Source organism: Pseudomonas sp. RIT409 (assembly GCF_003052515.2).
GTDB lineage: Bacteria > Pseudomonadota > Gammaproteobacteria > Pseudomonadales > Pseudomonadaceae > Aquipseudomonas.
On the sequence record NZ_QARE02000032.1, the window covers coordinates 1 to 19,533 of the forward strand.

Here is a 19,533-nt window from a genome sequence, read left to right on the forward strand (position 1 = left end):
CTCGACAGAGCAAGCCATGGCCATTGGCACGGCGGGTTACACCGCGATGCTTGCGGTCATGGCGTTGGAAAGGAACGGCGTGACGCCTGACAAGGGCGAGGTGCTGGTCACTGGCGCGAACGGGGGCGTAGGCAGTTTTTCCATCGCGATCCTGGCCCGGCTGGGTTATCGCGTCGTCGCCTCGACCGGGCGCCTGAGCGAAGCCGACTACCTCAAGCGACTGGGTGCCGCCGAGATCATCGATCGGGCAACCCTCGCCGAGCCGGGGCGGCCGCTGGCCAAAGAGCGCTGGGCAGGTGCCATCGATTCAGTGGGCAGTCACACATTGGCGAACATCTGTGCCAGCACCCGCTATTGGGGCACCGTTGCCGCCTGCGGCCTGGCGCAAGGCATGGATTTTCCTGCCTCGGTCGCACCGTTCATCCTGCGCGGGGTGACCCTGGCAGGAATCGACAGCGTGATGCGGCCGCGTGAAGACCGCATTCGGGCTTGGGACCGCCTGGCTAAAGACCTCGACCCTGCGGCACTCGCCTTGATCACCCACCCCATTGGTTTGTCAGACGTGATCGAGACGGCCCATCGTTTGATGGCTGGCGAGGTGCGCGGGCGGGTCGTGGTCGATACTCAGCGCTGAAGCGCCCTCGAACGCTGCGGGCGGCCGCAGACGAAGTCGGTGACCTGCAGCACCTGGATTCGGTCGCAGGCGGGGTGCCTGGGATTGATCATCAGCCAGCGGACCTGTTCCAGGGTGGCCGATGGTACGATCAATCCCAAGTGTTCGCCCTTGGCCAGCCATTCACTGCCAAGCGTCATGCTCGGCCTGTCTGCTGGCAAAGCGTCCCAGTCTTTGGGCAACTGCGCTGCCGTCAACTCCAGGTACAACTCAGGGGTGGCCGGCAGTCGCAGGTGCATCAGTTTCAATGGCAGACGCGGCAGATGGCCGGCCATCCAGGTCGTGTCCCACACGCAGGTCGCTGGAGTCAGTCCCAGGTACAGCGCAGGGTGCTCAGGGTAATTCCAGCGCCCTCCGAATTGCGCCGCCCCTTTACCGGAGAAGTCGAATATAGCGTCGGCCATGGCGAGTCTCCAGGCGTGCATCAGGCCGCCCCTCCGTGTGCCAGTGCCGCCAGGACTCGCCGCGCCTGCATGGCGCCGATTTCGGTTTCACACAGCGTGAGAGGCGTTTGGTCGTTCAGCGCTGGATTCTCGCTCATGATCCAGCGTTGCGCCGTCAACTGATCATTGAACACCTCGGCAGCACGCATGGCCAACGAGGCGATGCGATCGACACGTTCGGAGCTGACGACGTCCAGCGGCCGTCGCTGTTTCAGGCGACGTTCCAGCGTCGACATCGAGGCGTTGAGCAGCGTCTCCAGTTGCCTGTTGCTCAGTTGAAATGCGGCCCGTATCGCCTTGACCCAGCCAGGGGGAAAGCCGCTTCGGATATACGCCAGACGTTCGGTTTCGTTGCGCGTATCGAGCTGATCGGCGATCAGCCAGAAAGCAGGTGCAGCGGTGATCGACGGTTGAAATAGGCTAGGCACGTCCATACTCCCGTGTCGGAAATTTCGACCCGAAACTACGCCCCTGTCACGTTTTCTCAAGGCCTAAGCTGTTACCTGAGGTTGCCTGTGTTTCACGCTCAAGCAGGCGGCGCTTGCGTTCCACACCCCAGCGATAGCCTGACAACGCCCCGTCGCTGCGGACCACGCGATGGCAGGGGATGGCGACGGCCAGGTGATTGGCTCCGCAGGCTTGCGCCACTGCGCGAAACGAGGTGGGCGCCCCGATGCGTTTCGCGATGTCCGCGTAACTGGCGGTGGCGCCAGGGGGAATGTCCTTCAGCGCCTGCCACACCCGCTGCTGAAAGGCGGTTCCCCGTAGATCCAGCGGCAGGTCGAGGCCCAGCCCCGGCGCCTCGACGAACCCCACGACCTGTGCGACCACGCGGGCAAAGTCCGGGTCGTCACCGATCAATGTCGCAGCATGAAACTGGTCTTGCAGATCGATCAGCAGTCGTTCGGGATCGTCCCCCAGCAGAATGGCGCAGATCCCGCGCACACTTTGCGCGACAAGAATCGACCCGAGCGAGCATTCGCCAATGGCGAAGTGAATCGCGTCCTTGCCACCGCCATTTCGATAGTCTGACGGCGTCATGCCCAGCAGTTGATCAGTGGCGGCGTAGAACCGACTGTTGGAATTGAACCCAGCGTCGTACATGGCCTCGGTGATGCTGCACCGGTCGGCCAACCGAGTGCGGACCTTGTCGGCCCGGTGCCCATTGGCCCAAGTTTTCGGCGTGACGCCGGTGACGGCCTTGAACACCCGGTGAAAATGCCAGGGGCTCATGCCTGCATGGGCGGCCAGTTCATTGAGGCTCAATGGCTGCTCTGCTTCGGCGATGCGTCGGCAGGCCTGCTGGACCAGGACAGTGTAATGCTCCATCAACTGCGTCTGATCGCCGCTCGCGCGCTTACTGGGGCGGTAGCCCGCCGCCTCGGCTTGTTCGGCATTGTCGAAAAAGACCACGTTTTCCGGGCGCGGCAAGCGTGACACGCTGCTCGGGCGGCAGTAGATGCCCGTCGTGCGTACGGCGTAGACGAAGCGCCCGTCCGCGGCCGGGTCCCGTGCCAGCACGGAAGCCCAGCGAGGGTCGTCTTCTGTGCGGGGGGCGAGGGGCTGAAGGGTGCGCGGGGCCATGGTCGATTCCTTTGGAAAGCCTGCTGAGCTCACACAATAGTCTGGGGGCGCTCCCGTGAAACTCCGACTCTTGCGCTCGAATTCAGCCCGACATGGGGGGAAGGGTGCCCAAAAGCGAGACCGCGATCAATGCGGCAGCGCCAAACAGGCCCTCCAACACGATGCTCCGGCTTAGCAACGAAATGTTCATCCTCGGCGCCCGTGCCAGGCGGCGATTGAGGCCGGCCAACGTGAGCATGCAGAGCACCATGGCGACTTTGACCGTCAGTACCTGGCCGAATCCTGCGAACGGTGGGTCTGGCCAGAAACCGCCACTCAACGCCCAAACGTTGATCATGCCCGTGGTGACGATCAGCGCCACCAGTGCGTACCCGATGCCACTGAAGCGGATCAGTACACGTCGAACATCGATCTCGGAGCGGCTCGTGAGCAGGACAGCCAGCATCAGCAGGCCACCCAGCCAGCTCGCGGTGCTGGCCAAGTGCACGGCCTGATTGAGGATCAGCAAGGCACCCTGCGTGCCATCGAACATCGCGCCGTGGCCAACGGGTGCCAACGTGAACAAGAGTAGGGCGCTGATCGACAGCCTGGGCAGCGGCGCGAGTTTCTGCCCGAGGAGCAGTAATAGCCCGCAGAGCAGCAGATGAAGGCACCAGATACGACCAAAAAACGTGTGGCTCAGCACCAAGCGATGGGTATTCAGCGAAAAAGCATCCTGCCAGTCACCCGTCATACTGGCGGCGGTCAGCATCAGCCAGCCGACGGCGCTGAGCAAAGCGAGCACCACCAGGCGGTTGAGCGCGCGGTCGAGACGTACGCGCGCCGGGCTGACTTCAAACCCGGGTAAGCGGGACCGGAACAGCACGTGCCGAAACACGCTGCAACCGAACAGCAGCGATACGGCGCCGAAATGCAGGAATCGGCACAGAATCAGTCCTTCGTGCATGGGTCAGGGCGTGACGGTGAAGCGGTAGAGACCTTCGCTTTTATGGGTGTCGACGGACACCGCGTGCCATTCGACCTTGTACTTGCCCGGGGCCAGCGGCACGGAGGGGACGACGATGAGCACTTTCTTGTCGGCCGGATCGGTGGCGATGCTTTGCGTCTGGATGATTTCGGTAGTGTCGCCCGGGCGATCTCGGCTGATGGCGACTTTGGTGAACGTGTCCTCAACCCCTTCCGAGAAATTCAAGCGCAGCTCCTTTGGCGACGTGACCTCGCTATCTGCAGCAGGCTGCTGGCTCTCCAGATGGGCATGGGCAAATGCAGAGGACGAAGCGAAACTGGCCAGCAATGGCAGGCAGGTCAGGGCGATTTTCAAGCGATGATCAGGCATCCAGGCACCTTTGCAATGACGGCTGCAACGTCCGTGACAGAACGACGCGCGCCGATTTCGACAAAATGGAGCGTTACTAGACCAGAAACCGTGCGCCGACTCCAGCCAATATCCGTTTCGTCGGCCGCTCGACGCCGATCGGTTTGAGGGGGAGCAGAGTGTGTTTGGTCTGCGGTGGAGTGTCGATGGGGGGATTTCCAAGGCCGGCGGAATAACACGACGGATGGATAACATGAAGAAAAGTTAACTCAACTGAACTTGCCTGATTCTGCACAATAACCGGATTAAAGCGTGGGGTATTAGCGGCAGGGGAGTATTGAGAAGCACCCTATAAATCAATCTGGGCTTTATTGAAAATGAATAATTATTTAAATAAAAAAGCCACCGCACAGGCGTGAGGTGGCTGAAAAAGTCTTACCAAAGGAATGATGAAGTGGAGCAAGATTCAATGACCTGATGCTGCGGATTCATCAGGTAATGGAGTCGTGTGCTTCATCGACGACAACGGTAACACCGATAGGAAGTTTCAAACTATTACGAAAATCGATAGTGACTATCACCTCCCGTTGAGGATTCATTCGTCGGAAAAGTGTTAAAAAACTTTAGCCGGTGGAGCACACCGGGTAAACAGGGGGCGCATGGCGTCTCACTGAATCATAAAGAAACAGGCCCGAAGCCTGTGGTATTGCCGTGAGAATTGATTACGGTATCGATATTTTCAGCCCATCTGCCGTAGCGCGATTTCCACCGTTTCATATTTCGCCTGAACTCAGGGGGAAGCCCTTTATCTCAGGATTGTGAAACGTGGTTCTTAATTGAGACAGGGGATAACAATGACGTTTGTGAAGTGGAACCTCGTAACGCTGGCGGTTTCGCTGGGCGTGAGCCAATGGGCATCGGCGGGGGTCGTCAGCGATCAGGCCGACGCCAAAGGCTTCGTCGAAGACAGCAGCCTGACCGTGCACTTGAAGAACTACTATTTCAACCGAGACGTCAGAGATCACGCGCCTGACCGCAAGGACTGGACGCAGGGGGTACTGGGTAATTTCAGCTCAGGGTTCACCCAAGGCACCGTCGGTTTTGGCGTCGACGCCTACGGCTACTGGGGCATCAAGCTCGATGGCGGTGGCGGCACCACGGGTACCGGGAACCTGCCGGTCGACAGCCATGGCAACCCCGAAGACGAATACGGCACCGCCGGCGGCGCCATCAAGATGCGCATTTCCAAGACCGAACTGCGCTACGGCGACCTGATGCCCACCGCGCCCGTTTTCGCCGCGGGCGGTTCGCGGCTGTTCCCGCAGACCGCGACGGGCTTCAACCTGCTGAGCAGCGACATCGCCGGGCTTGAACTCGATGGTGGGCATTTCACCGGTGGCAACGGACCGGTCACCACCAATCACGATCACGATATCTACGCCTCTTATGCGGGCGTCACGGCGTCAAGCATCGATTACGCCGGCGGTAAATATGCTTTCAGCGACAACCTGACAGCCAGCTTGTACGCCTCCAATCTGAAGGATGTATGGGACCAGTACTACGCCAATATCAACTACACCCAGGCTATTACCGACGCGCAGTCCGTCAACCTGGATTTCAATATCTATCGCACCAATGATGAAGGCTCCGCCAAGGCCGGCGACATCAGTAACACCACGTGGTCGATGGCAGCGGCGTATTCCTTCCTGACCGCTCACACCTTGACCCTGGCGTACCAGAAAGTGCATGGCGATACGCCTTTTGACTACGTGGCTTTCGGTATTAACGGCCCAGGCGATACCGCGGACTCCATCTTCCTCGCCAACTCTGTGCAATATTCCGACTTCAACGGTCCTGGCGAGAAATCCTGGCAAGCTCGATATGACTTGAACATGGCCAGCTACGGCGTGCCGGGGCTGAGTTTCATGGCGCGTTACATCACCGGCGACAACATCGACGGTTCTCACATGCCGGCCAACAGTACCTATGTCAACTATGGGTACGGCGACGACGGCAAGCACCACGAGACCGACATTGAAGCCAAGTATGTCGTGCAGTCCGGTCCGGCCAAGGATCTGTCGCTGCGCATGCGTCAGTCCTTCCACCGTGCCAACGCCGATCAGGCAGAGGGCGACAACAACGAACTGCGCCTGATTGCGGATTACCCGATCAACGTGTTCTGATTCCCACGCTCACGACGCCAGGCGCTCGCACGAGACGCCTGGCGCTGTCACCCTCAATCCGCGGTCTGGCCGGCCCGGATCGAGAAGTTCGACATATGCTCCAGCCCCTTGATCAATCCAGAGTGGTCCCAACCACTGCCGCCCAGGGCAGCACAGGTGCTGAACACCTGTTGAGCATTGGCCGTGTTGGGTAGGTTCAGGCTCAACTCTTTCGCGCCTTCCAACGCCAGGTTCAGATCCTTCTGATGCAGGGCGATCCGGAAGCCGGGATCGAAGGTGCCTTTGATCATGCGTTCGCCATGAACTTCCAGAATCTTCGACGACGCGAAACCGCCCATCAGTGCTTCCCTGACCTTGGCCGGATCGGCACCGTTCCTGGCCGCGAACAGCAGCGCTTCGGCCACCGCCTGAATGTTCAATGCAACGATGATCTGGTTCGCCACTTTGGCCGTCTGGCCATCGCCGTTGCCGCCGACCAGGGTGATGTTCTTGCCCATGGCCTGAAACAGTGGCAAGGCGCGCTCGAAAGTACCGGGCTCGCCGCCGACCATGATGCTGAGCGTCGCCGCCTTGGCGCCCACTTCGCCGCCGGAAACCGGCGCGTCGAGGTACTGCGCGCCCGTGGCCGTGATGCGTTCGGCAAAGCGCTTGGTGGCGGAGGGGGAGATCGAGCTCATGTCAATCACGACCTTGCCGGGGCCGGTCCCTTCGCTCAGGCCATTTTCGCCGAACAGTACGTCGTCGACCTGGGGGGTGTCGGGCAGCATGACGATGATGAATTCCGCTTCCTGGGCGACTTCACGGGGGTTGTTCAACACCGTGGCGCCGCCGTCTACCAGGGCCTCGGGCGGTGCGATGAAGTGGCTGGACAGGATCAGTCGATGCCCTGCTTTCTGTAGGTTGTCCGCCATGGGCTGGCCCATGATGCCGGTGCCGATAAAACCGATGTTAGCCATGTGACGTTCCTCTCTTTTCAATTCAGGCGTTTCAGATCAGGTTATGGGTCTTGAGCCAGCCCAGCCCGGCTTCGGTGCTGGTCAGCGGTTTGTATTCGCAGCCGATCCAGCCGCGGTAGCCCAGGCGGTCCAGGTGGGCGAACAGAAATCCGAAGTTGATCTCGCCGGTGCCTGGCTCGTGGCGACCGGGGTTGTCCGCCAGTTGCACATGGCGAATCACCGGCAGGTTCTTCTCCAGGGTCCGGGCCAGGTCACCCTCCATGATCTGCATGTGGTAGATGTCGTACTGCAGGGACAGATTGCGGCTGCCGACCCGGTCGCGTATGGCCAGCGCCTGGGCGGTACTGGTCAGGTAAAACCCCGGAATGTCGAGGGTGTTGATCATTTCCATGACCAAGTCGATGCCGTTGGCCTGCAGCCGGTCGGCCGCGTACCTGAGGTTGTCGACGAAGGTCTTTTCGATCAGTGCGTCGTCGAAGCCTTGAGGTTTTATGCCGGCCAGGCAGTTGATCTGGGTGTTGCCCAGCACTTTGGCGTAGGCAATCGCCAGATCGACGCCGGCATAGAACTCTTCGACGCGGTCCGGGTGGCAGGCGATGCCGCGTTCACCCTTGGCCCAATCCCCGGCGGGCAGGTTGAACAGCACCTGCTTCAGGCCGTGGGCGTCCAGCTCGGCTTTGATGTGCGCCGAACTGAAGTCATAAGGAAACAGATACTCCACTGCGCTGAAGCCAGCGTTGGCGGCGGCTTGGAAGCGTTGCAGAAAGTCCAGCTCGGTAAACAGCATGGACAGGTTGGCGCAGAAACGTGGCATGGCGTGCTCCTTTTCTTGCGGGTTGGGTGCCGTTTCAGCGGTCAGTCCAGCAGGCTGACGGCGGTCGGGGCGTCGGCGCCGGTTTCGGCCAGCGATTCGAATTCGTTGATGGCGTTGATTTCGGTGCCCATGGCGATGTTCGTGACGCGTTCGAGGATCACCTCGACCACCACCGGCACGCGGTGCTGCTGCATCAAGGTCGAGGCTTCGGCGAACGCGGCCTGGATGTGCGCCGGGTCGGTGACGCGCAGTGCCTTGCAGCCCAGGCCCTCGGCGACGGCGACGTGGTCCACGCCGTAGCCTTCCAGTTCCGGCGCATTGACGTTGTCGAACGAGAGCTGCACGCAATAATCGATGTCGAAGTTGCGCTGCGCCTGGCGGATCAGGCCCAGGTAAGAATTGTTCACCACGACATGGATGTACGGCAGCTTGAACTGCGCGCCCACGGCCAGTTCCTCGATCATGAACTGAAAGTCGTAGTCACCGGAGAGCGCCACCACACGCCGGCGCGGGTCGGCCTTGACCACGCCCAGTGCCGCGGGAATGGTCCAGCCCAGCGGGCCCGCCTGACCGCAGTTGATCCAATGACGCGGCTTGTAGACATGAAGAAACTGCGCCCCTGCGATCTGCGATAAACCGATGGTGCTGACGTAACAGGTGTCCTTGCCGAAGTACCGGTTCATCTCTTCGTACACCCGCTGCGGCTTGACCGGCACGTCGTCGAAGTGCGTCTTGCGCTGCATCGTGCGCTTGCGCGCCTGACAACTGGCGAGCCACTCGGCACGGTTCTTCAGTTTCCCTGCGGTGTGCCATTCACGCGCGACCTCCAAAAACATCGCCAGCGCAGCTCCCGCGTCGGACACGATGCCCAGGTCGGGCATCAACACGCGACCGATCTGCGTCGGCTCGATATCGACGTGGATAAAGGTGCGGCCCTCGCTGTACACCGACACGGTACCGGTGTGTCGGTTAGCCCAGCGGTTGCCGATACCCAGCACCAGGTCCGATGCCAGCAAGGTGGCGTTGCCATAGCGGTGTGACGTCTGCAGGCCAACCATCCCGGCCATCTGCGGATGGTCGTCAGGAATCGCGCCCCAGCCCATCAACGTCGGGATCACCGGAATGCCAGTCAGCTCGGCGAATTCCACCAAAGCGTCCGACGCGTCGGCGTTGATGATGCCGCCGCCGGCGACGATCAGCGGTCGCTGCGCGGCGTTGAGCAGGGTCAGCGCTTTCTCGATTTGCGTGCGACTGGCCTGAGGTTTGGCGATCGGCAGCGGCTCGTAGGCGTCGATGTCGAATTCGATCTCCGCCATCTGCACGTCGAACGGCAGGTCGATCAGCACTGGCCCGGGTCGCCCGCTGCGCATCAGTTGGAAGGCTTTCTGGAAGACGTAGGGGACCTGACCCGGCTCCATGACCGTGGTGGCCCATTTGGCCACCGGCGAGGCGATGGCGGCGATGTCCACGGCCTGGAAGTCTTCCTTGTGCAGGCGCGCGCGGGGCGCCTGCCCGGTGATGCACAGGATCGGGATCGAGTCGGCGGACGCCGAGTAAAGGCCGGTGATCATGTCGGTGCCGGCCGGACCCGATGTGCCGACGCAGACGCCGATGTGGCCCGCAATGGCTCGGGTGTAGCCCTCGGCCATGTGTGACGCGCCCTCGACGTGACGGGCCAGCACGTGGTCGATGCCGCCGATTTTCTTGAACGCCGCGTACAGCGGGTTGATGGCGGCGCCGGGAATACCGAATGCGGTATCGACCCCTTCGCGACGCATCACCAGAACCGCGGCTTCGATGGCTCTCATGAGGGGCATTTGTTAGTCTCCTGAACGGGTTGATTGTTGTTATGGGCTCGGTATCTTTTGTACGTAGCTAGCCTGATTTGATTTGAAGTGTTTGGGAATTGCCGCTTATGGCAGTTCTGTCGATATCAGGAGTATCGGATGGACCGTTACACAGAGGTTCGCAGCTACGTCCTTGTCGCCACCCAGGGCAGTTTTGCCGCCGCAGCACTGGTCGAGGGGGTGACCCCCGTCATCATGGGCAGGCGACTGAGTGCGCTGGAGGCGCGGCTGGGGGTGAAGCTGATTCACCGCTCCACCCGCGGCCTGACGCTCACCGATGCGGGGGAGTCGTACCTGGAGACCGCCAAGACGGTGTTGCAGGCCTTCGAAGAGCTGGACGCCAGCATCAGCGAAAATGAAAGCAGCGTACGCGGGCACCTGGTCGTCTCCGCTCCCGCGGGGTTCGGGCGCCAGCATGTGGCGCCCCATGCGCCGGAATTCCAGGCACGGTTCCCCGACCTGCAACTGTCGTTCAACCTCACGGATAACGTGGTCGATTTGGTCCGCGAGGGCTACGACATGAGCATTCGCATCGGCGAAGTGCTCGACCCCAACTACGTGGCAATCAAGTTGTTCGCCAATAAACGGGTGGTTTGCGGATCACCGGCGTATTTCGCAGCCCATGGCCTGCCGCTGACCCTGGAAGACCTGGCGGGGCACAATTGCTTGTCGTTCAACCTCCAGGGCGGCCAGCATCGCGGCTGGACGTTTCAGCGCGACGGCAAACAGGTCGCGATCAAGGTAGCCGGCAACCTCTATTGCAATGACGGTGAGTTGTTATACGACTGGGCCAAACAAGGGTTGGGGCTCTGCTGGCGATCCACCTGGGAGATTCAGAACGAGTTGGAAAGCGGGGCGCTGGTGACGGTACTCGATGAGTATGCGTTGCCCAGCTACGACATTCAGGGGGTGTATCCTCAGCAGCATTATTTGCCCGCCAAGGTGCGATTCTTCATCGCCTTCCTCAAAGAGGTGTATAACCGAGAAGGGTACTGGCAACAGGCATGAATCGCGGCGCTGGCGGAGGCGGTCTGGTCGCTGTCGCGAGGTCCGCGACGTCGCGATCGCCCGTCGCGTGATGCACGATGAATGATTGTTCTTGGAAAGACACGCCAAACACGGAAGAATGCGCTTTTCGTCGTGCGCAATCGTACGCACCGCTGACGAACAATGGCGGAGGAAGCACATTTGAATCAGCTACAACGCCTTCAGAGCGGAATTCCAGGTTTGGACGAGCTGCTGAAGGGCGGCTTCGTCGCCGGGTCTTCATACATCATTCAAGGGCGGCCAGGGTCGGGCAAGACGATCCTGGCCAACCAGATCGGCTTCAACCATGCCCGTTCGGGGGGGCGTGTGCTGTTCGCCACCTTGTTGGCGGAACCCCATGAACGGTTGTTTCAGTTTCTTTCGACGCTGAGCTTTTTCGACCGCGATCGGATTGGCGACCAGATCCAGTTCGTCAGTGCGTTCGACACCATGGAAAACGACGGGCTGGAGGAAGTGGTCAAGCTGCTGCGCCGGGAGATCTTCCGTCAGAAGTCCACTGTGATGATTCTCGACGGCCTGCTCAATGCTCGATCCAAGGCCGACTCGTCGTTGAACACCAAGCGTTTCATTTCCGAATTGCAGGGCCATGCGGCGTTTGCCGGATGCACCGTGTTCTTCCTCACCAGCTCGCAACTGGACGACGGCAGCCCCGAGCACACCATGGTCGATGGCGTATTGGAGTTGGGCGAAGAACTGGTGGGTTCCCGGTCGATTCGTCGCATCAAGATGCGCAAGACCCGTGGCAGCGGCGCCATTCCCGGCGCGCATGAGTGTGAAATCACTGACGACGGACTGGTGGTCTATCCGCGTCTGGAGAGCACCATCACCTATTCCGCAATGCGCGATAGCGACCGGTTCACGCTGATCCCCAGCGGCCTGCCCAGTCTGGACCCGCTGATCGGCGGCGGCCTGACGACATCGTCCGTCACTCTGCTGGTCGGCCCCTCTGGCTCGGGCAAGACCTGTTTCGGCCTGTCGTTTCTCGGGCAGTCCACTCCCCAGGAACCCGGCCTGCATTTCGGTTTTTACGAATCACCCCAACGCGTGCGCCTCAAAGCCGCCGCCCTGGGGCTGGACTTCCCGGCGATGGAACAGTCCGGCGCATTGACCCTCATGTGGAAATCCATCACCACCGAACTGATCGACAAGGTGGCGTTGGAGTTGCTGCGCACCGTCGAAGAAAAGTCCATCAAACGGGTCTTCCTCGACAGTCTGGGTGGCATGGGCCGCGCGGCGGCCGACAAAAGCCGGGTACTGGATTTGTACACCGCGCTGATGAGCGAGCTGCGTGCCCGTAATGTCACGGTTCTGGCGTCCTGGGAAGTCCGCAGCTTGCTGGGCGGTGAAATCGATGCTCCGGCGCCGGACCTGTCAGGTATCGTCGACAATCTTCTGCTGCTGCGTTTCGTTCAGGAGCCGGCTGAGCTGAAGCGGCAACTGTCGATTCTCAAAATCAGAGACAACCCCTACGACCCCGCCTTGCTGGAAGTAGTGATCGGCAATCAGGGTCTGGACGTGAAAAAGGTTCATTTCGATGCCCTTGGTGATACCAATTACGTGTGATGGGCGAGGTTGCGACCCGGTGTGCACCGGGTCGATCGGACCGAGACCGCTATGAGCACGATTCTGATTGTCGACGACGAGTACCTGATCGCCGACATCCTGAGCTTCGCGCTTGAAGACGAGGGCTATCTGACCGTTACCGCGGGCAGTGGCCAGCGAGCGTTGAGCATTCTGGAGCGGGAGCGCCCGCACTTGATCATCACCGACTACATGATGCCGGGCATGAACGGCATTGAACTGGCTGAAGCGGTGCGCGGGCACAAGACCCTGTCGACGTTGCCAATCATGCTGATGAGCGGCGCGCAGGCGCATCTGGGCCTGGCGCGGCCTGATCTGTTCGTGGAAGTGTTCGACAAACCTTTTGATCTGCAGGTCGTTCTGACTCGGGTGAAGGCGCTGTTGGGACCCGGCCCGGGGCCGCATTGAACGGCAATGGCACGCTGAGGGCCGAAAGTCCGGCTGATGGCGGGGCCGAGTGAGCCGGGGCACCTGCGTCAACGCAGCACAATGATCTTCGACACCAGTTCGGCACTGTTCCGAGCCTGAAGCTTCTTCATCAAGCGGGCACGGTGCACCTCGACCGTGCGGTGCGAGATCGACAGTTTGCGCGCCACTTCCTTGCAGGTCAGCCCGTTGACGATGTGGGCCGAAATTTCCCGCTCCCGCGGTGTCAGGTTGACCGTGGGGCGAAACGTCCGGTCCATTCGCTCGAAATGCCAGACCATCAAGGCGAACGGCTCCTCCGGCGTCAGGGTGTAGCCATTGGCCCGAGCCCAGAACACCTCGCCGCTGCGATGCTGCATGAAGCGTTCGTCAGAGTACGCCCCGTTGCGAGCGTTGCGCAGCCAGCTCAGGCTGCGCTCGCCGATGGCTTGGTAGTCCGCCTGCGACGGGTACAGTTTGAGAATCAATTGATCGGCGAGGTCGTCACGCTGGTAGCCGAACAGCTTCAGGAAGGCGTCGTTGAAGTCCAGCATCCGTCGATTGCCGGTGATCACCTGAGGCGCAGGCGATACCTGAAACGCCAGACGCTCCAGGTCTTGAAGTTGATCGGCCGGGGCTCTCATGTCGCGCACTCGCTCTGTTTTTCTCGTTCGCCCGAACCAGTATCCGTCAGGCCGACTACGGATCCCTATACGTAGTTGCACGAACTGGTGAGCGGGCTTTGTCGTGGGTCATTGTAAGACTTCGCTGATTGCGCAGGAGCATAACAATGACTCAAGACTCCGTTTCCATCGTTGCCGCCGGTCACAGCCGGTTCGGACGCCTGGACGGCCTGACGCTGGAAGACCTGATCGTCCAGGTAAGCCGCGAAGCGTTGGAGGACGCGGCGATCGATGCCAGCGAGATCGACGCGATATTCCTCGGCCATTTCAATTCCGGCATGGTGCCCGATGGTTTCCCCGCTTCGCTGGTGATGCAAGCCGACCCGGCATTGCGCTTCAAGCCTGCCACCCGTTGCGAGAACGCTTGCGCCTCGGGTTCGGCCGCCTTGCACGCGGGCATCCAGGCGATTCTTTCCGGGGCGGCGGAGCTGGTACTGGTGGTCGGCGCCGAGAAAATGACCGACAACTCGACCGCTCAGGTCACCCGCGCGCTGGCCGGTGCTGGCTACCAGAACGATGTGGAAGAGGCCGCGCTGAGCTTTCCTCAGGTGTTCGGCGTGGCCGCAGCCCGCTATCAGAGCCGCTATCAGGATCCCCTTGCCGCCATGGCGGTGATCGCCGCGAAAAACCACGACAACGCACTGCACAACCCCTTGGCCCACATGCATCGGGCGATGACGTTCGAGCATTGCAACACGGTGTCCGAGCGCAATCCGGTGATTGCTGCGCCGCTGCGTTTGAGCGATTGCTCGCTGATCAGCGACGGCGCCGCCGCGGTGATCCTGGCGTCGCCAGCCCGTGCACGGCAATTCCGCCGAGAGGTGCAAGTGCGTGGCACCAGGCAGGTCAACGACCTGCTGCCGATTGCCCAGCGGGACATACTGGCTTTCGAAGGGCCGCAGCGCGCCATTCAGGGCGCGTTGAATGCCGCCGGCGTCACGCTGACGGACCTGCACTTCGCCGAAGTGCACGACTGCTTCACCATCGCTGAATTGCTGATCTACGAAGCCATGGGCCTGGCGCCAAGAGGGGAAGGGCATCGGGCGTTGGATGAGGGCATTGTCCTGCCGGGCGGCCGGCTCCCGGTCAACCTTTCCGGCGGCCTGAAGGCCAAGGGGCATCCCGTCGGCGCCACGGGTGTGTCGATGCATGCGCTCGCGTTCCGTCAGTTGACTGGCGAGCCGATCGGGCTGGGCGTGCCCTACGCGGAGTTCGGGCTGGTCTTCAACATGGGCGGGATGGCCGTAGCCAATTACGCCACGGTGTTGCAAGCGCGGAGGGCCTGAGGATGAACATTGCCAATTGGCTGGATCAGTCCGCCTCCCGGTGGCCGGACCGCCCCGCGCTGTTCCAGGGCGCCCGGCAGGTGGCGGATTATGCCGAATTCGCTGCCCGGTCAAAGGTTCGCGCGCTGAGCCTGATGGAGTGGGACGGCGTGCGTCCGGGTGATCGCGTTGCGTTGTTCATGAAGAACAGCTGTGACTATCTCGAATTGCTCTACGCGATCTGGTGGGCCGGGGCCGTGGCGGTGCCGATCAACTGCAAACTGCATGTCGCCGAGGCAGCGTGGATTCTGGGCAACGCCGAAGCGCGCGTGGTGTTCACTGACGAGGGCCAGACCTTTCCGCCGGCCGTGTTGCCTGAACGCTGCCGCGAGCGTGACGGCCTGCTGCCAAACGAGGCTGAGTGGGTGCGACCGCTCGAACGCCAAGTAATCGATGGCCTCCAGCATCCGGTACCGCGCGACGTCGACGACCTGGCGTGGCTGTTTTACACCTCCGGCACCACCGGCCAATCCAAGGGGGTGATGTTGTCCCACGGCAACTTGACCGCGATGTCGCTGTGTTACCCGGTTGACGTCGACCGGGTCGACGCCGGCGACGCTGTGGTGTACGCCGCGCCCATGTCACACGGTGCGGGGTTGTACAACTTCATCCATGTCCGCCATGGCGCACGCCACGTCGTGCCGGTGTCGCGGGGGTTCAAGGCGACGGAGGTGTTCGAGCTGGCGATGGCGCTGGGTCAGGTCACCCTGTTCGCCGCGCCGACGATGGTCAAGCGCATGGTTGAAGGCGCTCGTGAGCACGGTTATTCCGGAGAGGGCCTCAAGACCGTCGTCTACGGCGGCGCACCGATGTACCTGGCCGATCTGCAGCAGGCGCTGGACGTCTTCGGCCCCCGACTGGTGCAGATCTACGGTCAGGGCGAGAGCCCGATGACGGTCAGCGCGTTGAGCCGGGAGGCCATCGCCGACCGGGCCCATCCGCAGTGGGAAAGGCGGGCGGCCTCGGTCGGGACGGTGCAGTCGTGCGTCGAGATCCGCGTGGTCGATGGGCAGCGTCAGCCATTGCCCCATGGCCAGCCCGGTGAAATTGCCGTGCGTGGCGCGACGGTCATGCAAGGTTACTGGCGCAACGAAGCCGCGACCGCCGAAACGCGAGTGGACGGTTGGCTGTATACCGGCGACATCGGGTACCTGGATGCCGACGGCTACCTGACCCTGACCGACCGCTCCAAGGACGTGATCATTTCCGGGGGCAGCAATGTGTACCCCCGTGAAGTCGAGGAAGTGCTCGCGCTGCATCCGGGTGTCTTCGAGGTCTGCGTGGTCGGCGAACAGGATGCCGAATGGGGCGAATCGGTGGTGGCGTTCGTCGTACCCCGCGAACACGGCACGTTGAGCCATGAGGCGCTCAACGCTTGGTTCGTTTCCCGCATGGCCTCGTTCAAGAAGCCCAAGAAGTACCTGTTCTGCAGCGAATTGCCGAAAAACAGCTATGGCAAGGTGCTCAAGACAGACCTGCGCGCAAGGCTGCGCAACCGCAGCGATCCGCTGGCCATGAGCTGATCCGCCGCCCCCTGATGGTTCCTTCAATAACAACAAAAGACAGGAATACAACAATGGCTACTCAACAACGCAACCCCGCTCGCCAGCGTCGTCGCGCGTTCGTCGGCGCGATTTCCGGCCACTTGATCGAATGGTACGACTATGGGGTGTATGGGTTCCTGGCGGTGTACATTGGCCAGGCATTTTTCGTCTCCGACGACCCGATGACCAGCTTGCTCAGCAGCTTCGCGGCCTTTGCCTTGAGCTTCTTCATTCGCCCGCTGGGCGGCCTGTTTTTTGGTCCGCTGGCCGACAGGATCGGGCGCCGCAAAACCTTGATTACCGTGTTGGTCCTGATGGCCGGCTCGACCTGCCTGCTGGGGTTGTTGCCGACGTACGCGGCGATCGGTCTCGCGGCACCGGTGATGTTGATCCTGATCCGCTGCCTCCAGGGATTTTCCGCGGGCGGCGAAATCGGCACCATCACCAGCTTCATTTCCGAATATGCCGGCCCCGGCCGACGTGGATTCGCCACCTGCTGGCTGATGGTGACAGCCGTGCTGGGGTTGTTGCTGGGCGGTGCCGTGGCCAACGGCATGACGTGGGGGTTGGGCGCGGAGGCGATGCAATCATGGGGCTGGCGCATCCCGTTTCTGCTGGCAGGGCCCATGGGCCTGATATCGATGTATATCCGCCTGAAGCTGGAAGACAGCCCGGAATTCCTCGCGCTGCAGCGGGCGGGCGAGACGTCGAAGGCGCCATTGCGCGAGGTCTGGCAATGGAAACGGGCGATTGCACTGGTGTTTTTCATCATCACCCTGCACAGCTCGATCTTCTACCTGGTGTTGACGTTCGCCTCCACCTACATGTCCCGTCTGCTGAAGTTCGACAGCGGTACCACGTTGTTCTATGTGTTTATCGCCAGCCTGGCAGCCGCCTTTGTCATGCCGCTGGGCGGGGCGTTCACGGATCGTTACGGACGCAAGCCGTTCCTGATGGTGGTCGGGACATTGGCGACACTGGCGATGTATTGGTTTTTCCACTCGGCGGCGATCGCGACCCCGGAGTCGTTCATCTGGCCGCTGATGGCGGTGGCCATTCTGTTCGGGCTCTACGCATCCTCTACCTACGCCACGATGAGTGAGCTGTTGCCCACCCGTATCCGCTCGACCGGTATTGCCGTGGCGTACAACGTCCCCGTGGCGGCCTTCGGCGGCAGTGCGCCGTTGATCTCGACGTGGCTGATTCAGCGAACCGGCGACATCGCTTCGCCCTGGTATTTCTACGTGGGCACCGGCGTGGCGTCGCTGGTGGCGCTGGCGATCCTGCGCAAGGAAGACTTTGTGGCCTGCACACAGGCCGGCCAGGCGTCATCGGCCAACGTTCATGCCGCAGTACCAGTGACTGACCGGCAGAGGGGGCCGGTTACCGGCCCCGTGCCACGGCAGTCTTGAGGGGCTGAGGGGCGGTGCGCCGAGCACTCAGCGGTTGAACCGCTCTGCCAGGCTGTGCAGATAGTGCGCCATTTGTTCCAGGTCCCGGCTGATACTCGATCCTTGCTGGGCCTGGTCCGCGCTTTGGTCGCACAACTGCGCGATGCGGCTGATCTGCTGGTTGATGCTCTCGGCGACATGGGTTTGCTGCTCCGACGCCGAAGCCATCTGCTGGCTCATGCCGGTGATGTGGGTCACCGCCTCACTGATGCCGCGCAAGGCCTGTTGAACGGCTTCGACGCTGCTGACGCTTTCCTGGGACATGGCCTGGCCCCGCGCGGCGGTGGCCACGGCGCGGTGGGCGCCTTCGCGCAGCTCGCCGATGATGCCCTGGATCTGCTCGGTGGACGTTTGGGTGCGGGAGGCCAGTGAGCGCACCTCATCGGCTACCACCGCGAAGCCGCGCCCTTGTTCGCCTGCCCGTGCCGCTTCGATGGCGGCGTTGAGGGCCAGCAGATTGGTTTGCTGGGCAATGGCGTTGATCACGTCCACGACGCTGCCAATCGATTGCGTTGCCTCTGCCAGCTCGCCCACGGCCGTGCCGATCTCACCGACCGAATGCGCCATGTTGCGAATCGCCGACAGGCTGTCGTCCGCCAGGTCTCTTCCTTGCTGAGCCAGGCTGTCGGCCTCCTGAGCGGCGTGCGCGGTGCTTTGTACGTTGTGGGTGACTTCCTGGATCGTGGCGGCCATCTGGTGGATGGCCGTTGCCGATTGATCGGTCTCGTTGCGTTGCTGGTCCAGTGCTTCGGCCTGGCGCGATGAGAGGTTCGCGGATTGCCCGGCACGCTGCTTGACGTTTTCGCCGGCGTCCACCAGCCGGGTCAACGCGGTCTGCAAACGGGCCTCTTCGCTGAGCAGCGCCAGGTCCAGTTGCGCCTGTGGCCCTCGGTTGTCGCTGTAGGTCTGGGCAATCAACGGGTCGGCGAAGGCTTTGGGGTGGGCGCTGAGGATGGCTTTCAAGGTGTGCGTCTGGCGCCATTGGAGTACGGCGCTCAAGGCGATCAAGGTCAGCAGTGTCACCGCGAGCGTCGCAGGGGCGGGCAGCAGGTAACTGCACGCGCCGACCACCAGGACGGCGATCAACAGCGGAAGCTGACGAAGGAGGTGATAGTGCGCCGTGCCGAGCGATGAAACGGCTGGCTTACCCGCGCGCAGCCTGGCGTAGAGCGCCTCGGCCCGACGCACCTGATCGCGGGTCGGCAGGGACCGGACGGATTCGAACCCTGCAATCCTGCCATTTTCGTAAATGGGCGTGACGTAGGCGCTGACCCAGTAAAAATCGCCATTCTTGCTGCGGTTCTTCACCACCCCCATCCAAGGCTTGCCCTGCTTGATCGTGCCCCACATATGGGCGAATACCGACGGCGGCATGTCGGGGTGGCGCACCAGGTTGTGGGGTTGGCCGATCAACTCCTCCCGCGTGAAGCCGCTCAACGCGACGAAAGCGTCGTTGCAATAGGTGATGTGGCTATTCAGATCGGTGGTGGAAATCAAGCGCTCGCTGGCTGCGAAAGTGCGTTCCTGTTGTGTCACGGGCATGTTCATGCGCATGGACGATTTCATCCCTGAAATGGTTGGATCGAGAGAGGGTGTGAACAGGTGTAGCACAGCATTTTTGTGCGACAGATGTCGAGGGGGCACGTGGGTATTGTGTCGCATTCGGCGGCCTCGTCCGCGCA

The 19,533-nt window shown here is 61.7% G+C and carries 18 protein-coding genes; 8 read left to right on the forward strand and 10 right to left on the reverse strand.

The window, feature by feature from the left end; translation table 11 throughout:
• On the forward strand, positions 1 to 634 hold a 634-nt coding region (locus DBP26_RS25245), incomplete at its 5' end, for a zinc-binding dehydrogenase (RefSeq protein WP_146752960.1).
• Here DBP26_RS25245 and DBP26_RS25250 read toward each other — a convergent pair.
• The 5 genes from DBP26_RS25250 to copC all read right to left on the reverse strand — a co-directional run bounded on the left by DBP26_RS25250 (position 625) and on the right by copC (position 4,036).
• Positions 625 to 1,077 (reverse strand): RES family NAD+ phosphorylase, encoded by a 453-nt coding sequence (locus tag DBP26_RS25250; RefSeq protein WP_256602117.1) that lies wholly within the window; start codon positions 1,075 to 1,077, stop codon positions 625 to 627. The two genes, DBP26_RS25245 and DBP26_RS25250, sit on opposite strands and share 10 nt — an antisense overlap.
• A 20-nt stretch (positions 1,078 to 1,097) precedes the next feature.
• Positions 1,098 to 1,544 carry an antitoxin Xre/MbcA/ParS toxin-binding domain-containing protein gene (locus tag DBP26_RS25255; RefSeq protein WP_256602115.1) on the reverse strand — a complete coding sequence of 149 codons (447 nt, stop codon included), beginning with the start codon at positions 1,542 to 1,544 and terminating at the stop codon, positions 1,098 to 1,100.
• A 46-nt stretch (positions 1,545 to 1,590) separates the two neighbouring features.
• Complete coding sequence (gene ada / locus DBP26_RS25260) at positions 1,591 to 2,700, reverse strand: bifunctional DNA-binding transcriptional regulator/O6-methylguanine-DNA methyltransferase Ada (protein ID WP_108240388.1); 1,110 nt, start codon at positions 2,698 to 2,700, stop codon at positions 1,591 to 1,593.
• A gap of 82 nt (positions 2,701 to 2,782) precedes the next feature.
• Positions 2,783 to 3,646 carry a copper homeostasis membrane protein CopD gene (copD, locus tag DBP26_RS25265; RefSeq protein ID WP_108240387.1) on the reverse strand — a complete coding sequence of 288 codons (864 nt, stop codon included), beginning with the start codon at positions 3,644 to 3,646 and terminating at the stop codon, positions 2,783 to 2,785.
• A 3-nt stretch (positions 3,647 to 3,649) separates the two neighbouring features.
• The gene (gene copC, locus DBP26_RS25270) at positions 3,650 to 4,036 is read right to left on the reverse strand and encodes a copper homeostasis periplasmic binding protein CopC (protein WP_108240386.1); all 387 of its coding nucleotides are present in this window, start codon (positions 4,034 to 4,036) and stop codon (positions 3,650 to 3,652) included.
• Positions 4,037 to 4,869: 833 nt separating this feature from the next.
• Here copC and DBP26_RS25275 point away from each other — a divergent pair.
• Positions 4,870 to 6,198 (forward strand): OprD family porin, encoded by a 1,329-nt coding sequence (locus DBP26_RS25275; RefSeq protein ID WP_108240385.1) that lies wholly within the window; start codon positions 4,870 to 4,872, stop codon positions 6,196 to 6,198.
• A 53-nt stretch (positions 6,199 to 6,251) separates the two neighbouring features.
• On the opposite strand, the gene DBP26_RS25280 is transcribed toward DBP26_RS25275, so the two are convergent.
• Genes DBP26_RS25280 through gcl form a run of 3 tightly spaced genes read right to left on the reverse strand, consistent with a single transcriptional unit; the run spans position 6,252 to position 9,785 of the window.
• A complete protein-coding gene (locus DBP26_RS25280; RefSeq protein ID WP_108240384.1) occupies positions 6,252 to 7,154 on the reverse strand; it encodes a 2-hydroxy-3-oxopropionate reductase in 903 nt (300 codons plus the stop codon).
• 31 nt (positions 7,155 to 7,185) lie between these two features.
• Positions 7,186 to 7,968, reverse strand: coding sequence for a hydroxypyruvate isomerase (gene hyi / locus DBP26_RS25285; protein WP_108240383.1), 783 nt, complete (start codon positions 7,966 to 7,968; stop codon positions 7,186 to 7,188).
• A 41-nt stretch (positions 7,969 to 8,009) separates the two neighbouring features.
• Complete coding sequence (gene gcl / locus DBP26_RS25290; protein ID WP_108240382.1) at positions 8,010 to 9,785, reverse strand: glyoxylate carboligase; 1,776 nt, start codon at positions 9,783 to 9,785, stop codon at positions 8,010 to 8,012.
• Positions 9,786 to 9,914: 129 nt separating this feature from the next.
• Here gcl and DBP26_RS25295 point away from each other — a divergent pair, with 129 nt between their 5' ends.
• From DBP26_RS25295 to DBP26_RS25305, 3 genes are all read left to right on the forward strand, one after another.
• Positions 9,915 to 10,823: a LysR family transcriptional regulator gene (locus tag DBP26_RS25295; RefSeq protein WP_108240381.1), complete on the forward strand. Its 909-nt coding sequence runs from the start codon at positions 9,915 to 9,917 to the stop codon at positions 10,821 to 10,823.
• A 162-nt stretch (positions 10,824 to 10,985) separates the two neighbouring features.
• A complete protein-coding gene (locus DBP26_RS25300) occupies positions 10,986 to 12,425 on the forward strand; it encodes an ATPase domain-containing protein (protein WP_177411137.1) in 1,440 nt (479 codons plus the stop codon).
• A gap of 51 nt (positions 12,426 to 12,476) precedes the next feature.
• Entirely contained in the window at positions 12,477 to 12,851 is a 375-nt protein-coding gene (locus tag DBP26_RS25305; RefSeq protein WP_108240380.1) for a response regulator, read from the forward strand.
• Between the two features lie 68 nt (positions 12,852 to 12,919).
• Here the strand turns inward: DBP26_RS25305 and DBP26_RS25310 are convergent, their stop codons facing one another.
• Positions 12,920 to 13,492 (reverse strand): LuxR C-terminal-related transcriptional regulator, encoded by a 573-nt coding sequence (locus DBP26_RS25310; protein ID WP_108240379.1) that lies wholly within the window; start codon positions 13,490 to 13,492, stop codon positions 12,920 to 12,922.
• 146 nt (positions 13,493 to 13,638) lie between these two features.
• Between DBP26_RS25310 and DBP26_RS25315 the strand changes: the two genes are divergently transcribed.
• From DBP26_RS25315 to DBP26_RS25325, 3 genes are read left to right on the forward strand one after another with little or no spacing between them, the layout of a single operon-like run.
• Positions 13,639 to 14,817, forward strand: a complete 1,179-nt coding sequence (locus DBP26_RS25315; protein ID WP_108240378.1) for an acetyl-CoA acetyltransferase — start codon at positions 13,639 to 13,641, stop codon at positions 14,815 to 14,817.
• A 2-nt stretch (positions 14,818 to 14,819) separates the two neighbouring features.
• Positions 14,820 to 16,379, forward strand: a complete 1,560-nt coding sequence (locus tag DBP26_RS25320) for an AMP-binding protein (RefSeq protein ID WP_108240377.1) — start codon at positions 14,820 to 14,822, stop codon at positions 16,377 to 16,379.
• Between the two features lie 53 nt (positions 16,380 to 16,432).
• On the forward strand, positions 16,433 to 17,812 hold the full coding sequence (locus tag DBP26_RS25325) for an MFS transporter (RefSeq protein WP_108240376.1): 1,380 nt from the start codon (positions 16,433 to 16,435) through the stop codon (positions 17,810 to 17,812).
• A gap of 27 nt (positions 17,813 to 17,839) precedes the next feature.
• Here DBP26_RS25325 and DBP26_RS25330 read toward each other — a convergent pair whose 3' ends face one another.
• A complete protein-coding gene (locus DBP26_RS25330; protein WP_108240375.1) occupies positions 17,840 to 19,405 on the reverse strand; it encodes a PAS domain-containing methyl-accepting chemotaxis protein in 1,566 nt (521 codons plus the stop codon).
• Positions 19,406 to 19,533: the final 128 nt, after the last annotated feature.

What these genes read in the sequence shown, in the direction of transcription:
- DBP26_RS25250 (WP_256602117.1), bottom strand. Translation starts at nt 1,077, where the DNA reads ATGGCCGACGCTATATTCGACTTCTCCGGTAAAGGGGCGGCGCAATTC.
- ada (WP_108240388.1), bottom strand. Translation starts at nt 2,700, where the DNA reads ATGGCCCCGCGCACCCTTCAGCCCCTCGCCCCCCGCACAGAAGACGAC.
- copD (WP_108240387.1), bottom strand. Translation starts at nt 3,646, where the DNA reads ATGCACGAAGGACTGATTCTGTGCCGATTCCTGCATTTCGGCGCCGTA.
- copC (WP_108240386.1), bottom strand. Translation starts at nt 4,036, where the DNA reads ATGCCTGATCATCGCTTGAAAATCGCCCTGACCTGCCTGCCATTGCTG.
- DBP26_RS25275 (WP_108240385.1), top strand. Translation starts at nt 4,870, where the DNA reads ATGACGTTTGTGAAGTGGAACCTCGTAACGCTGGCGGTTTCGCTGGGC.
- DBP26_RS25280 (WP_108240384.1), bottom strand. Translation starts at nt 7,154, where the DNA reads ATGGCTAACATCGGTTTTATCGGCACCGGCATCATGGGCCAGCCCATG.
- hyi (WP_108240383.1), bottom strand. Translation starts at nt 7,968, where the DNA reads ATGCCACGTTTCTGCGCCAACCTGTCCATGCTGTTTACCGAGCTGGAC.
- gcl (WP_108240382.1), bottom strand. Translation starts at nt 9,785, where the DNA reads ATGCCCCTCATGAGAGCCATCGAAGCCGCGGTTCTGGTGATGCGTCGC.
- DBP26_RS25295 (WP_108240381.1), top strand. Translation starts at nt 9,915, where the DNA reads ATGGACCGTTACACAGAGGTTCGCAGCTACGTCCTTGTCGCCACCCAG.
- DBP26_RS25300 (WP_177411137.1), top strand. Translation starts at nt 10,986, where the DNA reads ATGGCGGAGGAAGCACATTTGAATCAGCTACAACGCCTTCAGAGCGGA.
- DBP26_RS25305 (WP_108240380.1), top strand. Translation starts at nt 12,477, where the DNA reads ATGAGCACGATTCTGATTGTCGACGACGAGTACCTGATCGCCGACATC.
- DBP26_RS25310 (WP_108240379.1), bottom strand. Translation starts at nt 13,492, where the DNA reads ATGAGAGCCCCGGCCGATCAACTTCAAGACCTGGAGCGTCTGGCGTTT.
- DBP26_RS25315 (WP_108240378.1), top strand. Translation starts at nt 13,639, where the DNA reads ATGACTCAAGACTCCGTTTCCATCGTTGCCGCCGGTCACAGCCGGTTC.
- DBP26_RS25320 (WP_108240377.1), top strand. Translation starts at nt 14,820, where the DNA reads ATGAACATTGCCAATTGGCTGGATCAGTCCGCCTCCCGGTGGCCGGAC.
- DBP26_RS25325 (WP_108240376.1), top strand. Translation starts at nt 16,433, where the DNA reads ATGGCTACTCAACAACGCAACCCCGCTCGCCAGCGTCGTCGCGCGTTC.
- DBP26_RS25330 (WP_108240375.1), bottom strand. Translation starts at nt 19,405, where the DNA reads ATGCGCATGAACATGCCCGTGACACAACAGGAACGCACTTTCGCAGCC.